The organism is Vreelandella neptunia (genome assembly GCF_034479615.1).
In the GTDB taxonomy this organism is placed as follows: domain Bacteria; phylum Pseudomonadota; class Gammaproteobacteria; order Pseudomonadales; family Halomonadaceae; genus Vreelandella; species Vreelandella neptunia.
This window is the reverse complement of sequence record NZ_CP140255.1, coordinates 3,353,116-3,368,364: the sequence shown is the minus strand read 5'-3', so window position 1 is coordinate 3,368,364 and position 15,249 is coordinate 3,353,116. Positions and strand designations below refer to the sequence as shown.

Here is a 15,249-nt window from a genome sequence, read left to right as displayed (position 1 = left end):
TCATTATGGGGCCAACACTCGATTTTCTTACCCTGTTGCCCTACGTCAGTGAGCTCCTCAAAGGTCTTACCACCACGGTCATTTTGACCGTGGTGACCACCTTGACGGGACTAGCGCTGGCGGTGGCAGTGGCGTATTTACGCGTCAACGCGCAGCCATGGGTGCGCTGGGGGCTAGGCGGCTACGTCGAAGTAACCCGCAATACGCCCTTCATTGTGCAACTGTTCTTTATCTTCTTCGGGCTACCGGGGCTCGGCATTAAAATTGATGCCATTACTGCGGCATTCATTGCTATGACGCTCAACCTGGCCGCTTATAGTGCCGAGATTTTACGCGCCGGTATTAGCGCCACGGCCAAGGGGCAGTTGGAAGCCGGACGGGCACTGGGCATGACCACGCTGCAAAGCTATCGCCATATCGTGCTGGTGCCTGCCTTTGCTCGGGTCTACCCGGCGCTTATCAGCCAGTCGATTATCGTGATGCTGGGCTCAGCGGTGGTGTCGCAGATTTCCGTATTCGACCTGACCTACGCCGCTAACTTTATCCAGTCCCGCAACTTCCGCAGCTTTGAAGTCTACCTGCTGATCACGCTGGTCTATTTGCTCCTCGCCTTCGGCATGCGGCGCAGCTTTATGCTGGTGGGCAAGCGGGTATTCGCCTATCAGCAAGGAGAACAACGATGATTGAGTTCACCTTCTGGGACATCTTGCGCAACCTGCTATTGGCAACTCGCTGGACCATTGTGCTGTCGCTGATTGCCTTTGTGGGCGGTGCGACGGTGGGGCTGCTGTTGACCTTTATGCGCCTCTCCAGCAACCGCTGGCTACAGCGTTTAACCTCACTCTATGTAGACCTGTTCCAAGGCACGCCGCTGCTGATGCAGCTGTTTTTAATCTTCTTTGGCGCTGCGGCCATGGGGCATCCGATCTCTCCCTGGCTGGCGGCTTCTATTGCGTTGACGCTGTTTACCAGCGCCTTCTTGTGTGACATCTGGCGCGGCTGTTTAGAAGCGGTCGCTAAAGGGCAGTGGCACGCAGCGCGGGTGCTGGGCATGAACTACTTCCAGACCATGCGCCATGTGATTCTGCCTCAGGCGCTGCGGCTTTCGATTCCGCCTACGGTGGGGTTCTCGGTACAGGTCATCAAAGGCACGGCGCTGGCCTCCATCATTGGGTTTGTCGAGCTGACCAAGGCGGGCACCATGCTCAATAACGCCACTTTTGAACCCTTCACCATTTTTGCCCTTGTGGCCCTGCTTTACTTCGCGCTGTGCTACCCCCTTTCCTGCTACGCGCGCTATCTGGAGAAAAAGCTCTATGACGCTGGTCTACGTTGATAACGTTCATAAAGCCTTTGGCGACCTGGAAGTGCTTAAAGGTATTAACCTTTCGGTTGCCCAAGGCGAAGTGGTGGCGATTATTGGCCGCAGCGGCTCGGGTAAAAGCACTCTGCTGCGCTGCCTGAATCAGCTGGAAAAACATGACAGCGGCCAGATCACCATTGCCGATAAGCAGCTGGATGCGGCGTCAATGTCGCCCAAAGAGCTGAGTGAAAACGTCGGCATGGTATTCCAAAGCTTTAACCTGTTTCCCCATAAAACCGTAGGTGAAAACGTCTGCCTGGCGCCGCTGGTGGTGCGTGGCGAGGAGAAAACCGAGGTCGAGAAAGTCGCCCGCGAAGTGCTCGAGAAAGTGGGGCTCTCCGACAAATACGATGCCTACCCGGCGCAGCTTTCCGGTGGGCAGCAGCAGCGGGTCGCCATCGCTCGGGCGCTGGCCATGCGCCCCAAAGTGATGCTCTGCGATGAGGTGACTTCCGCCCTTGACCCTGAGCTGGTCGGGGAAGTGCTGCGCGTGCTCGAAGCGTTGGCAAAAGAGGGTATGACGCTGATTCTAGTCACCCACGAAATGAGCTTTGCCCGTGACGTTGCCGACCGTGTGGTGTTTATGCACCAGGGGCGCATCCATGAAGAGGGCGCCCCCAGCGAGCTATTCAGCAACCCACAAACGCCGGAGCTAAAGCAGTTTATTTCTGCCGTGCTCTAGCCGGTCCACTGGGTTGCCTGGGCGAAAATAAGAAAGCCCAGGGCAATCACTATCCAGACGCAAAAAAGTGGGAAGAAGAATTTGACCCACTTTTGCCACGGCACGCCAGCAAGCGCCAGGGTTGCCATAAAGTAGCCTGAGGTCGGGTATAAAATATTGCCAATACCGTCACCCAGCTGGAACGCCAGCACCGCCGTTTGGCGGGTAACGCCGATGATGTCGGAGAGCGGTGCCATCAGTGGCATGGTGACCAGTGCCTGGCCGCTACCGGAGGGGACAATGAAATTGAAGCCTAGCTGGGCGAAGAACATGCCAATCGCCGAAAGCAGGGTAGGCAGGCCACCGACAAGGTTGCCAAGCCCAAACACCAGGGTGTCCATGATTTGGCCATCTTCCAGCATCACGGCAACACCGCGTGCGACGCCGGCGATCATGGCCCCGACTAATACATCGCGAAAGCCCTGGTTAAAGCCTGCGCATATTTCGTCGGTATCGAGGCCTGCGATTAGGCCCACTACAATACCCATGATGATAAACAGGCCGGCCATTTCCATCATGAACCAGCCTTGCTGCAGCACGCCATAGACGAGTACCGCGAAGAAGGCGAAGGTGGCGACGGCAGCCAACTTCTGGCGAACGCTGGCGATTAAGGCAGGGCTATTGTCAGCATGTTGATAAAGCGAGCGTTTTTCGGATTCGCTAGTGTCACTGCTCAGCAGGCTAAGCGAAGGTGTCTGGCGCACCCTGCGGGCGTAACGCATAACGAAGAAAATGGCCGCGGCCAACATCACCACAAACGCCATGACGCGCAAGCCATAGCCGGAGTAGAGAGGAAGATCTGAGAGTTGCTGCCCTAGGCCGGTATTGATGGGGTTGAGCACCCCCGTGGTGAAACCAACCGTGGTAGCACAAAGTGCCACCGCCGCGGCCGTGACTGAATCAAAGCGCAAGGCAATCATCAACGGAAGGATGACCGGCACGTAGACCAGCGCCAATTCTTGGGTACCGATAACCGTCGCTATGAGGGCAAAAACCGTCATCAACACGGGGATAGTGAGCAGGCTCTGTCGCGCAAAGCGTCGCGTTAACTTGTCTACCCCTATTTCAATAATCCCGGTGCGCCTTAGCACCATGAACATACCGCCGATCATGAAGGTGAAAAAGACAACTTCACCTGCACTCATCAAGCCATTGGGGATCGCCAGCATAAAGTCGACGATACCAATCGGTGAGGAGGCGATCTGTTCATAAGAGGTCGGGTCAATAGTGATACGGCCATTTGGGCCAGGAACACGCTCGAACTGCCCGGCAGGCACAAAATGCGTCGCTATCGCGGCCAAGCTGATAAATATGAACAGAACCGCGTAAATATCAGGGATCCGGCACCAGCTTTTCTTTGGCGTTGGGCTATCGGGGGAAGAGGGAGTGTGTTGGGACATGCTATGCCTCGCGTTTGTTATAATTAGCTGACCTGAGCAGCGGTTAGCGGGCGTCACGCCGCGCCGAGGTTGCTGTTTTTGGACATGCTCGTATGATCTTAGAATTGTGAAACGAAAGTTTCTAAAGAAGTTACTATTGGGAGGAGTGTTTCACAAGGCCTTTGCTAAAGATCGCTTTATTGTGGTTCGCTAATCTTGTATACAAGATGAGTAACGTGTGTGTTTACTAAGTCAAATAGGTTTAAAAATGCCAGCTACTTACTACGCTCCCACCGGGGGGCACCCGCCGCAAACGCAAATCACCGCTGACCGTGCCGTGTTCACAGAAGCGTATGCGCTGATCCCCAAAGGCGTGATGCGCGATATCGTCACCAGCAATCTTCCCTTTTGGGAAGGCACCCGGCTATGGGTGCTGGCGCGGCCGCTGTCGGGGTTCGCCGAGACGTTCTCTCAGTACATTATGGAAGTCCAGCCCCAAGGGGGCAGCGATAAACCTGAGCCTGACCCCCAGGCGGAAGGCGTGCTGTTTATTGTGGAAGGTGAGTTAACGCTTACTTTGTCGGGCGAGCGCCACACCCTACAGCCCGGCGGCTATGCGTTTATTCCCCCAGGCAGCTCGTGGCAGGTGCGCAACGAATCCAACGCGCCGGTACGTTTCCACTGGGTACGCAAGGCCTATGAGTTTGTGGAAGGGCTTGAGGTGCCACAGGCGTTTGTCACCAACGAGCAGGACATTGCCCCCATCGAAATGCCGGGCACTGAAGGGCGCTGGGCCACCACGCGCTTTGTCGACCCTGCGGATGTTCGCCACGATATGCACGTTAATATCGTTACCTTTCAGCCCGGCGGCGTGATTCCTTTTGATGAAACCCATGTCATGGAACACGGCCTTTACGTGCTTGAAGGCAAAGCCGTTTATCACCTGAATCAAAATTGGGTAGAGGTAGAAGCTGGTGACTTTATGTGGCTACGCGCCTTCTGCCCCCAGGCCTGCTACGCCGCTGGCCCCGGGCCATTTAGGTACCTGCTGTACAAAGATGTTAATCGCCATCCTGCTCTTAAACTGTCATCTCGCTAAGGAGCTGCAATGCTAGAACTAAAAGCCGAGCCGCTAACGGCTGAAGCCTTCGCCCCTTTTGGCGATGTGATTGATGCACGCACCTCCGCGTCGTTTCCCATCAACGCCGGGCGCACTCAGCGCCACCATGATCTTGCCAAGGTGGAAACCCTGGGCGAAAACGCTCACACGCTGATTAATATCTTCGTGAGCCAGCCGATTACACTGCCGTTGGAGCTAACGTTTTTAGAGCGCCACCCCCAGGGCAGTCAGGCGTTTATGCCGCTGCATCAGGAGCGCTTTATTGTGGTGGTAGCCCCGCCAGGGGAACATATTAACCCTGCAGACGTGCGAGCTTTTGTCACTGATGGTCGCCAAGGCGTGAACTACCGCGCAGGCACTTGGCACGCCATTCAATCGGTGCTGGAGCGCGAAGGCGAGTTTTTGGTAGTGGATCGGGGCGGTGATGGCAATAATTGCGATGAGTTTCCTCTCGCGATTACCGTGACGTTGACTTAACCCCACCCCCTGCGTTGCACTGCTGTCATATAGAGCGCGTTAAACTGGTAAGCTAGGGTTACTAATAGAGTTACTTAATAAAAGTCACTACACGCTAAATTGCATGGTTGGAACATTATGAACGCACTGCACTACTCCTCGATCCGTCGTACCAAAATTGTCGCCACCCTTGGGCCTGCCAGCGACCGGGAAGGCGTATTGGAAGCCATGCTCAAGGCGGGTGTCGATGTGGTGCGTCTTAACTTCTCCCATGGTACAGCTGATGATCACCGCCGCCGGCTAACCGAGGTGCGTGAAATCGCCGCCCAGCTAGGCCGCAGCGTCGCGGTGTTGGGCGATCTGCAGGGGCCCAAAATTCGTATTGCACGGTTTAGAGATGGGGCTGTGGTGCTCAAAGAGGGCCAGCCGTTTATCCTCGATATGGCGCTGGATGGCGATGCGGGCGATATGCATCAAGTCGGCTGTGACTATAAGACCTTGTCCCAAGACGTGACCGCCGGTGATCGCCTGCTGCTAGATGACGGCCGATTAGTGCTGGATGTGGCCCGTGTTGACGGCCAACAGGTGCATACCACCGTGGTCGTGGGTGGCAAGCTCTCTAACCATAAAGGCATCAACAAGCAGGGCGGCGGGCTCTCAGCTCCGGCATTGACCGAAAAAGATAAAGAAGACCTTAAGACCGCCGTTGAGATTGGCGTCGATTACCTGGCCATTTCTTTCCCCCGCCATGCTGAAGATATGCTCGAAGCACGCCGCTTATTGGGCGAGGAAGGAAAAGAGATTGGCCTGGTGGCCAAAGTCGAACGTGCCGAAGCCGTAGCGGATGACGCCACCCTGGATGGCATTATCGAAGCTTCTGAAGCGGTTATGGTGGCGCGAGGTGATCTAGGCGTAGAAATTGGCGATGCCAAGTTGGTCGGCGTGCAAAAGCGCATGATCAAACGAGCGCGTTCGCTCAACCGAGCGGTCATTACCGCCACGCAAATGATGGAAAGCATGATTTCATCGCCACTTCCCACCCGCGCTGAGGTGTTTGACGTGGCCAACGCGGTGCTGGATGGTAGCGATGCGGTCATGCTCTCGGCGGAAACCGCGGCAGGCGACTACCCGCTGGAAACCGTAGAAGCCATGTCACGCGTTTGCCTGGGCGCTGAGCGGGAAAAAACCGCCCAGGAGTCCGGCCACCGCATTCATGAAGGCTTTACCCGCCCAGACGAGACCATCGCGCTTTCCGCCATGTACGCGGCCAACCATATGACCGGCATTACCGCGATTGCCTGTATGACCTCATCGGGCTATACGCCATTGATCGCTTCGCGCATTCGTTCGGGTCTGCCGATTGTCGGCTTGGCGCATAACCCTATCGCCCAGCGTCGTATGGCGCTCTACCGCGGCGTCGTTTCGTTGCCGTTTGATACCTCCGAAATGAGCGCCACCGAGCTAAACGATCGTGCCTTGGAGCTGCTAGTGAAGACCGGCATCTCCAAACCAGGCGACCATGTGATCCTGACTCGCGGCGACCATATGAACGCCCATGGTGGCACCAATACCATGAAGGTAATGGAGATTACTGACGAGCATGCGAAAAGCTAAAGTAATCTATGGGTGGCTGCTAACCTGTTTGCTTCTGGTAGGCGCCCCCGCACAGGCGGGGGCGCCTATCGTGGCGGCGGCCTCTGATCTGCAGTTTGCGCTGACCGAAGCCGCCGAGCAGTTTCAGCAGGAAACCGGTCACGCCCTGCGGCTAAACTTTGGCTCGTCGGGCAACTTCCGGCGTCAAATAGCCCAGGGTGCGCCTTTTGAGCTCTATCTCTCTGCTGACGAGCGCTACGTTCAAGCGCTCTATGAAGAGGGCTACACACAAGATGAGGGCGTGATTTACGCCATTGGTCGTTTAGTGTGGCTGCAGCGCGCAGGGCGTGGTGATTTGCCTAACGAGGAGACGCCTCTTGAAGCGGTTCAAACCGCGTTAGAGGCGGGTGCTACTGAACGCATCGCCCTGGCCAACCCCGAACACGCGCCCTATGGCGTGGCGGCACAGCAGGCGCTTGAGCACGCCGGGCTTTGGGAGCAAACAGAGCCGCTGCGGATACTGGGCGAAAACGTCTCCCAGGCGGCGCAGTTTGCGCTCTCCGACGATGCGCGCGGTGGCCTGGTGGCTTACTCCTTGGCGCTGGCTCCCACACTAGGTGAGCGAAGTGAGTACGTACTTATCCCCGAAGAGTGGCATAGCCCGCTTCGCCAGCGCATGGTACTGACCAATCAGGCTGGAGACATTGCCACGGCTTTCTATCAGTGGTTGCAAGAGGATGAGGGACAATCCATTTTGCGTAACTATGGTTTTAACGCTGAATAAGGGTTTTAACGCCGAATAATGGCTTTAGCGTCGAATGAAGATCGCTTCTTAATGGATGACATTTAATGGATTGGTCGGCGCTTTCGGTCTCGTTACGCCTTGCGGCATTTACCTGCCTCATCTTACTGCCCATTGCCATTTGGCTAGGCCGCTCTCTGGCCTATGCGCGTTTCCGTGGCAAAGGGCTATGCGAAGCGCTGATCGCATTACCGCTGGTATTGCCGCCTACCGTGCTGGGCTTTTATCTGCTGTTGAGCTTTGGCCGTGATGCGCCAGTGGGCTCGTTTTGGGCAAACATAACCGGCAGCGGGCTGAATTTCACCTTCACGGGCATATTACTGGCTTCCCTGATCGCCAATTTGCCGTTTGCCGTGCAGCCCATTCAGCGCGCCTTTGAACATGTGCCCCACAACCTGCGTGAAGCGGCCTGGTGCAGTGGTTTGAGCCCCTGGCAGACGCTGCTGCGCATTGAACTGCCCTTGGTGTGGCCCGGCATTATGTCAGCGGCAGCGCTCACCTTTGCCCATACGCTGGGCGAATTTGGTGTCATCTTGATGGTGGGTGGCGCTATTGATGGAGAAACCCGCACTCTCGCCATTGCCATCTATGATCGCGTCCAGGCCTTTGATGAGCAGGGCGCTGCACAGATGTCGGCGCTGTTGCTGTTGGTATCGTTTATTACCTTGGGGCTCGTCTATGGGCTGGCCGGGCGCAGGCGGTGGATCCGTGGCTGATTCGCGCATCGCAGGGCTAGGCGCAGGGCTACGCGTAGCGGTCAATCAAACGGGGCCGATTCCACTGGCCGCCGAGTTTGTTTGCCAACCCGGTGAACTGCTGGCGCTGGTAGGGCCATCGGGTAGCGGAAAAACCACCCTGCTGCGCACCATTGCCGGGCTTTATCGCCCCCAGGGCGGGCGGGTGGAGTGCGCTGGCGAGGTTTGGTTTGACGTCGAACGTAAGCATTCACTCTCGCCCCAGCGCAGACAGGTCGGCATAGTGTTTCAGGACTATGCGCTATTTCCGCACCTAACCGCTTCGCAAAATATTCAACTCCCCCTGCGCCACTTGCCTCAACCGCAACGCCGTGAACAAGCCGAACAGTGGCTCGCCAAGGTGCGTTTGGACGGGCTGGGTAAGCGCTACCCCAATGCGCTTTCCGGTGGCCAGCGCCAGCGTGTGGCGCTGGCACGTGCCTTGGCCCGCGACCCCAAAGTGCTGTTACTCGATGAGCCGTTTTCAGCGGTTGATCAGGTGACTCGGCGGCGGTTGCAGCGGGAACTGGCGCTGCTGCGTCAGCAGATCGACATTCCCATTGTACTGGTCACCCACGACCTGGAAGAAGCTGCCGCACTTGCCGATCAAATCTGCGTGTTACATAACGGTGCCAGCCTGCAGCAAGCCGCTCCCGAGGCGCTGTTTAGACGCCCCGCATCACCTCTGATTGCTCGCTTGTTAGATCGGCACAACCTGTTTGAAGGTGTCGTCGTTGACGTAGAGGGCCAACCGCGGCTGCAATGGGGGGAGACGTACTTGGAAGTTGCTGAGGGGATCGTCGACCTGCCACTTGGTGAAACCGTGGCCTGGTATCTGCCGCCGTCGGATATTGTGCTCCATCGCCGCGACCGCCCTTCATACGGCGAGCGGGAGAATCCGCTGGCGGCCAAGGTGGAAGAGTTAGTGGTGCTTGGGGGGATTACGTCAGTTTCACTGCGCGTCCATCATGGCGATATGTTACGTTTCGATATCGCCACTCATGCCGCACGGCGTAACCAGTTAACCCGCGGTGCTGTGGTGAACGTTTCGCTACTGGCGGCAGGCATCCATCTGATGCCAGGCCATCAAGTTCGCGCAGATGCGCATGATAGAAGGAAGTAAACATGGATCCCACGCGTCGCACGCTGCTTAAGGCGTCTTTACTGTTCCCGATGGCGGCGCTGCTGCCGATGTCGCTACTCAGCTCCTTTGCTTGGGGGCAAGCGTCGGCGCAAGAGATGCAGACGCTGGCGCTGGCTATTCACAGCGAGAGCGGCCCGCATCGTCTAGAGGTTGAAGTGGCGGAAACGGCTTCTCAGCGTCAGCGCGGGTTAATGGGGCGTGAGAGCCTGCCCGAAAACAGTGGCATGCTGTTTCGCTTTGAGAGCGAGCAGTCGGCCAACAATGCCTTTTGGATGTATCGCACGCTGATTCCCTTGGATATTGCCTTTATCGATAGCGATGGGCGGATTGTGGCGATTAATACCATGCAGCCCTGCGAATCCTCCTCGCCGAGTGACTGCCCCTCTTATCCAGCGGGTGCGGCTTATCACTCAGCGCTAGAGGTTAACGGCGGCTATTTTGCCGAGCGCGGTATCAAAGTAGGTGATTGTGTTTCCATTCCTGACGAAGCGGGTTTCTGCCAGCCCGCAGATTAAGCCGTGCGACGGCGAAATCTGATCACAATCAGGGCAATACCTGCGACCACTAAGCCGCCACCGACGAGTTTATGCACGCCTAGGCTGTCGCCCATTAACAGCGCGCCTAGGCCGACCGCCAATACTGGTACGAGTAGCGTCATGGGTACCACGCGATTAACCGGGTGACGGCGCAACAGCGCGTACCATATCCCGTAAGCGACAATCGACGACATTACGGCGGTGTAAATCATCGCTCCCCAGCCCAACCAGCTCGCTTGTTTAATCGCCTGCCACTGACCGCTCTCAAATAGCCATGAACCCAGCGCTACCTGCGGCACCGCAAACAGCGCCACCCAGCCTGCCAACGCCATCGGCGCAATGGGCGGACCGCGCTTGATCAACAGCTGTGACACCGCCCAGCCCATCGCACTCATCAGTAAAATGCTTAACGGTAGAGGCGAAGGCAGCGTTGGCCCACCGGCTAGCACGACTACCCCCGCAAACGAGAGCAGCAGTCCAACAATACGTTTGGGGCCCAGCTTCTCTTTTAGAAAGATGACCGCTAACAAGGTGGCAAAGGGCGTGCCCATCTGTACTAAAAGCGCGCCGGTACCTGCTTCCGCATTCTCCAAACCAATAAACAGCAGAGCGAAGTGCAGGCTCCCAAAGGTAACGGATAGCAGGAGCAAAAACGGCAGTTGCACCCGTGCCACCGGGTAGAAGGGCACCAGCAGAATTGCGACCAGCATAAAGCGTAGGGTGGTCATCAATAGCGGCGGTAGCTCCGTCACACCGACCTTTATAACAATGATATTCAGCGCCCAAATGGCGATAACAAATAGGCCGAGCAGCAGGTCGCGTAGTGGCACATTGATGTCCGTTCGTTGATGTTAGTAGCTAGATGGAAAGAAGCGCCATTATACCAGCTTGGTAGATGGCAAAAATAATAGTGAAATGAGTTGCTGTTAAGCGCTACTACTATTCTATACCAAAGTATTAGGGCTTTGCTTTAATCGTCTATATGTTGTTGATAACCAATTGGTTGTGAATTGATTTAGGTGAGTATTAAGTATTTTTTGTCACCTTTATAGCGATGAAAAAAGCTGCTGACTTGCACATTCAACTGAGATGTTCTAAAAAAATGTAACCGATTACATTTTTGCGTCGGCGCTTTCACAACCTATAACAATCCAACAACAATGAGGTGGATATGGATACCCCGCTACGCCCAAAACGTTTTAGCTCACAGGCGCTGCTGGCTGCTAGCGCAGTGACGCTGTCAGTGCTGAGTGTGCCTGGCGTTGCCCAAGCTCAGCAAAGCAGTACAGCAGAATTACCCATTGCTGTTCAAATGTATACGCTGCGTGATTTTGGTAATTTGGAGGAGCAGTTAGCCGCCGTAAATCGGGCGGGAATCTCTGCCATTGAGACGGTGGGCACACAGGAAGTGTCAGCCGAAGAACTCAACGCTTTGTTAGAAGAGCACGCGGTTGAGGTGATCTCAAGTCATGTGCAGCTAGACGATTTGCGCAATCGCTTAGATGAAACGGTGGCTTTCAATCAGGCGGTGGGTAACGACACCTTAACAGTGCCTTATCTAGCCGAGGACGCACGCCCTAGCGATGCTGAAGGCTGGCAGGCGCTGGGTGAAGAGCTAGGTGATATTGCCGCAACGCTCGATGCCGAAGGTTTCCGGTTGGCGTACCACAACCATGATTTCGAGATGGAAGAGTATGACGGTAAAACCGCGTTAGAGCACCTGTTTGATGCGGCTGGAGCTGATCTGCTGGCAGAGTTGGATATCGCCTGGGTGGCACGCGGTGGGTTTGACCCGGCTGAGTATGTCTCGCGTTTCGATGGCCAGCTGTTTGCTGTTCACGCCAAAGATAATGCACCAGAAGGCACCGCCGAAGAAGAGGGCGGTTTCGCCACACTAGGGAAAGGTGTACTGGATTGGGATGCAATCTTGCCCGCCATCGAGGCCACTGATGTTGAGTGGTACATCATCGAACACGATATGCCACTCGACGCAGAAGCGGTGATTACCGAGGGCAACAGCTTCTTACAGGAAAAACTGACAGCGCTTCGAGAAGAGTAATGCACGCCTAGGCCATCTCATTTAGATGACGAACGCGAGGATACTTTATGAAGCGCTACCTTATTGATCGGCGTAGCCTGCTGCGCCACAGCGTTACCGGTGCTATTGGCTTGGCCGCCCTGCCTCAGTTTGGATCTCGAGCCCTGGCTGACGATAGGCCTTCTCAGCGGGCACTAAAAGGCAATATCCATCATGCGGTCGCCCGTTGGACATTCGATTTTCTGTCTCTGGAAGAGCTTTGCCAGCTTTCAACCGAGCTGGGCATTACGGCGATTGATTTGGTGGGGCCAGAAGAGTGGCCTGTGCTTCAGCGGTATGGGCTCGACTCCTCCATGTGTAATGGCGCTGAGCTGAGCCTTGAAGATGGCTGGGGCGATACCCGCTTTCATACAGAGCTGATTGAGCGATACCGCCATCATATCGATCTGGTCAGCCAAGCGGGTTATACCAATCTCATCTGCTTTAGCGGCAACGCTCGGGGTATGAGCCCTGATCAGGGTTTGCAAAATGCCGAAACGGGACTGAAGCAGATTCTTGCCCAGGCAGAGGCGAAAGGCGTGGTGCTTCAGATGGAGCTGTTCAACAGCAAAATCGACCACCCCGATTACCTTTGTGACAACTCTGCATGGGGGATCGAGCTTTGCCATCGCCTCAATTCGCCCAATTTCAAACTGCTCTATGACATCTATCACATGCAGATTAGTGAAGGCGACGTCATTCGCACCATCCGTGAAAACTCCCATTTTTTCGGCCATTACCATACGGCCGGTGTGCCTGGGCGGCATGAAATAGATGACACCCAAGAGCTCAACTATCCCGCGATTTGTCGCGCTATTCGAGATACCGGCTTCAAGGGCTATATCGCCCAAGAATTTATCCCTGACCGGACTAGCCAACAGGCAAAAATAGAATCACTGCAGGCGGCTATTCATCGCTGCGACGTGTGATTCGACTCTAAAAACAACACAATAAGGAAGATGACCATGCCAGATAATCACTACGATGCCATCGTGGTTGGCTCAGGCATTAGCGGCGGCTGGGCCGCTAAAGAGCTCACAGAAAAAGGCTTAAAGGTTTTACTGCTTGAGCGTGGGCGCAATATTGAGCACGTGAAGGATTACCACAATGCCAATAAAGAGGCGTGGGATTATCCCCACCGCAATGAGCCGACCCAGGAGATGATCGCTAAACACCCCGTACTCAGGCGCGACTACCCCCTTAACGAAGCCACCATGGGCATGTGGGCGGATGAACAGGCCAATCCCTACGTGGAAGAGAAGCGCTTCGACTGGTTTCGCGGCTATCACGTAGGCGGGCGCTCACTGCTTTGGGGACGGCAAAGCTATCGGCTCAGCCCTATGGACTTCGAGGCCAACCAGCGTGAAGGCATCGCCATCGACTGGCCGATTCGCTATGAAGATATCGCCCCGTGGTATGACTATGTGGAGCGCTTTGCCGGTATTGCAGGCACCCAGGAAGGATTAGATGTTCTACCCGATGGTGAGTTTCTGCCGCCGATACCGCTTAACTGTGTGGAAAAAGATGCCGCCAAGCGTATTAAAGAAGCCTTTGGTGGGCAGCGCCATCTTATCCACAGCCGGGTAGCTAATATTACCCAACCAAAGCCAGAGCAAAACCGAGTCGACTGCCAATACCGCAATAAATGCTGGCTGGGTTGTCCTTATGGTGCCTATTTCAGCACCCAGTCCGCTACGCTTCCAGCGGCGGTGGCCACGGGGAATCTAACGTTGCGGCCGTTCTCGATTGTTAGCCAAGTGCTGTATGACAAAGACCGTCAGCGGGCGCGGGGCGTTGAGGTGATTGATGCCGAAACCCATGAAACCCACGAGTACACTGCCGATGTGGTGTTCCTTAACGCCTCGACCTTCAACACTACCTGGATTTTGATGAATTCCGCCACCGATGTCTGGGAAGGGGGCTTGGGCAGTAGCAGCGGGGAACTGGGTCACAACGTGATGGATCACCACTTCCGCTGCGGTGCCAGTGGCGAAGTGGAAGGCTATCTCGACAAATACTACTTCGGACGCCGTCCTGCAGGTTTTTACATTCCGCGCTTTCGCAACGTAGGCGATGAGCAGCGAAGCTACGTGCGCGGGTTTGGTTATCAGGGGGCGGCGAGCCGCCAGGGCTGGGATCGTGAAATTGCTGAGCTCAATATTGGCGCTGATTTAAAGCAAGCGCTTAGCCAGCCAAGCGGTTGGACGATCGGTATGACCGGCTTCGGCGAAATGCTGCCCGACCATGACAACCGCATCTCTCTTGACCATAGCGTTCGCGACAAATGGGGGCTGCCGGTGCTGTCGATCAACGTTGAGCTCAAGCAAAACGAGTTCGATATGCGCCGGGACATGGTTCGAGATGCGGTGGATTTACTTGAGGCCGCTGGCGTGAAGAACGTCAAAGGCGACGTAGGAGATTACGCGCCGGGTATGGGGATTCATGAGATGGGCTCCGCGCGTATGGGCCGTGACCCGAAAACTTCAGTGCTGAATAGCCACAACCAAGTGTGGGATGCGCCCAATGTGTTTGTTACGGATGGCGCCTGCATGACGTCATCCTCTTGTGTAAATCCTTCTCTAACCTATATGGCGCTTACCGCTCGGGCGGTGGACTATGCCGTGGAAGAGCTGAAGCGGGGGAATTTGTCATGAATCGTCGCGAATTACTCAAAATGATCGCCCTGACGACCGGTACAGCGATGATCGGCGGTAAATCGCTGTTTGCCTTTAGCGATGCTGGTCAGTCAGGTCACCCCTTTAGCAGCAAGGATGTAGAACGGCTGGACGAACTTGCCGAAACGATTCTGCCCAGAACCGATACCCCAGGCGCAAAAGACGCTGGCGTCGGGGAGTTTATGGCCCTGTTCGTCAGCGACTGCTATACGCCCTCAGAAAGAGAGGTGTTTTATTTTGGTTTGGCGCAGCTTGAGGCGCGCAGCCGGGCTGCTTACGGACGTGATTTTATAGCGCTGAGTGGTGAGCAGCGATTAGAGCTCATAACCGAGCTAGATCGCGAAGCGATGGCGCACGCCCAGCAACAGGCTCGTAGAGATCAGCCAACCCCTGCTGAGGCACTGATCGCAGAGACCCAGACCGCTCAAAATCAAACGGCGGAAACCCAGTCATCACAGGAGCACGCGGATAGCGAGGAAGCGCTTCCACACTACTTCACCATGATGAAGCAGTTAACGCTGTTTGGCTTCTTCACCTCAGAAGTTGGCGCGACGGAGGTCTTGCGCTACGAAGCGGTGCCAGGCCGCTACGATGGCTGCGCGCCTTATAACGGCGAGCCTGCTTGGGCCACATAATGGAAAGGAGAGCA

Annotated in this window: 16 protein-coding genes; 14 read left to right on the top strand and 2 right to left on the bottom strand. The window is 55.8% G+C overall.

The genetic code is table 11. From position 1 onward, the window contains the following. Positions 1-5: 5 nt before the first annotated feature. Genes SR894_RS15685 through SR894_RS15675 form a run of 3 tightly spaced genes read left to right on the top strand, consistent with a single transcriptional unit; the run spans position 6 to position 2,045 of the window. Positions 6-683, top strand: coding sequence for an amino acid ABC transporter permease (locus SR894_RS15685; protein ID WP_133729782.1), 678 nt, complete (start codon positions 6-8; stop codon positions 681-683). Continuing rightward, positions 680-1,336, top strand: coding sequence for an amino acid ABC transporter permease (locus SR894_RS15680; RefSeq protein ID WP_223288048.1), 657 nt, complete (start codon positions 680-682; stop codon positions 1,334-1,336). Before SR894_RS15685 ends, SR894_RS15680 begins: the two co-directional genes overlap by 4 nt. Further along, positions 1,317-2,045, top strand: a complete 729-nt coding sequence (locus tag SR894_RS15675; protein ID WP_223288047.1) for an amino acid ABC transporter ATP-binding protein — start codon at positions 1,317-1,319, stop codon at positions 2,043-2,045. The genes SR894_RS15680 and SR894_RS15675 overlap by 20 nt, the downstream gene beginning before the upstream one ends. Here SR894_RS15675 and SR894_RS15670 read toward each other — a convergent pair. Then, on the bottom strand, positions 2,042-3,484 hold the full coding sequence (locus SR894_RS15670; RefSeq protein WP_223288046.1) for a YfcC family protein: 1,443 nt from the start codon (positions 3,482-3,484) through the stop codon (positions 2,042-2,044). The genes SR894_RS15675 and SR894_RS15670 overlap by 4 nt on opposite strands. Positions 3,485-3,731: 247 nt before the next feature. On the opposite strand from SR894_RS15670, the gene SR894_RS15665 reads away from it, so the two are divergent. The 7 genes from SR894_RS15665 to SR894_RS15635 all read left to right on the top strand — a co-directional run bounded on the left by SR894_RS15665 (position 3,732) and on the right by SR894_RS15635 (position 9,827). Beyond that, entirely contained in the window at positions 3,732-4,562 is an 831-nt protein-coding gene (locus SR894_RS15665; protein ID WP_223288045.1) for a bifunctional allantoicase/(S)-ureidoglycine aminohydrolase, read from the top strand. Between the two features lie 9 nt (positions 4,563-4,571). Then, positions 4,572-5,060: an ureidoglycolate lyase gene (locus SR894_RS15660; protein ID WP_223288044.1), complete on the top strand. Its 489-nt coding sequence runs from the start codon at positions 4,572-4,574 to the stop codon at positions 5,058-5,060. Between the two features lie 117 nt (positions 5,061-5,177). After that, on the top strand, positions 5,178-6,653 hold the full coding sequence (gene pyk / locus SR894_RS15655; RefSeq protein ID WP_133729787.1) for a pyruvate kinase: 1,476 nt from the start codon (positions 5,178-5,180) through the stop codon (positions 6,651-6,653). Beyond that, the gene (gene modA, locus SR894_RS15650; RefSeq protein WP_133729788.1) at positions 6,640-7,416 is read left to right on the top strand and encodes a molybdate ABC transporter substrate-binding protein; all 777 of its coding nucleotides are present in this window, start codon (positions 6,640-6,642) and stop codon (positions 7,414-7,416) included. The genes pyk and modA overlap by 14 nt, the downstream gene beginning before the upstream one ends. Before the next feature lie 65 nt (positions 7,417-7,481). Beyond that, positions 7,482-8,150, top strand: coding sequence for a molybdate ABC transporter permease subunit (modB, locus tag SR894_RS15645; RefSeq protein ID WP_088698967.1), 669 nt, complete (start codon positions 7,482-7,484; stop codon positions 8,148-8,150). Then, on the top strand, positions 8,143-9,291 hold the full coding sequence (locus SR894_RS15640; RefSeq protein ID WP_244286453.1) for an ABC transporter ATP-binding protein: 1,149 nt from the start codon (positions 8,143-8,145) through the stop codon (positions 9,289-9,291). The genes modB and SR894_RS15640 overlap by 8 nt, the downstream gene beginning before the upstream one ends. 2 nt (positions 9,292-9,293) lie before the next feature. Continuing rightward, positions 9,294-9,827 (top strand): DUF192 domain-containing protein, encoded by a 534-nt coding sequence (locus SR894_RS15635; RefSeq protein WP_133729790.1) that lies wholly within the window; start codon positions 9,294-9,296, stop codon positions 9,825-9,827. Here the strand turns inward: SR894_RS15635 and SR894_RS15630 are convergent. Continuing rightward, the gene (locus tag SR894_RS15630; RefSeq protein ID WP_133729791.1) at positions 9,824-10,678 is read right to left on the bottom strand and encodes a DMT family transporter; all 855 of its coding nucleotides are present in this window, start codon (positions 10,676-10,678) and stop codon (positions 9,824-9,826) included. The genes SR894_RS15635 and SR894_RS15630 overlap by 4 nt on opposite strands. 341 nt (positions 10,679-11,019) lie before the next feature. Here SR894_RS15630 and SR894_RS15625 point away from each other — a divergent pair, with 341 nt between their 5' ends. The 4 genes from SR894_RS15625 to SR894_RS15610 are packed head-to-tail and all read left to right on the top strand — an operon-like array spanning position 11,020 to position 15,235. After that, on the top strand, positions 11,020-11,907 hold the full coding sequence (locus SR894_RS15625; RefSeq protein WP_246638080.1) for a sugar phosphate isomerase/epimerase family protein: 888 nt from the start codon (positions 11,020-11,022) through the stop codon (positions 11,905-11,907). Between the two features lie 47 nt (positions 11,908-11,954). Further along, on the top strand, positions 11,955-12,854 hold the full coding sequence (locus SR894_RS15620; RefSeq protein WP_133729793.1) for a hydroxypyruvate isomerase family protein: 900 nt from the start codon (positions 11,955-11,957) through the stop codon (positions 12,852-12,854). A 36-nt stretch (positions 12,855-12,890) separates the two neighbouring features. Continuing rightward, positions 12,891-14,579: a GMC oxidoreductase gene (locus SR894_RS15615; RefSeq protein ID WP_223288042.1), complete on the top strand. Its 1,689-nt coding sequence runs from the start codon at positions 12,891-12,893 to the stop codon at positions 14,577-14,579. Further along, complete coding sequence (locus SR894_RS15610) at positions 14,576-15,235, top strand: gluconate 2-dehydrogenase subunit 3 family protein (protein WP_223288041.1); 660 nt, start codon at positions 14,576-14,578, stop codon at positions 15,233-15,235. Before SR894_RS15615 ends, SR894_RS15610 begins: the two co-directional genes overlap by 4 nt. The last annotated feature ends 14 nt before the right edge of the window (positions 15,236-15,249 follow it).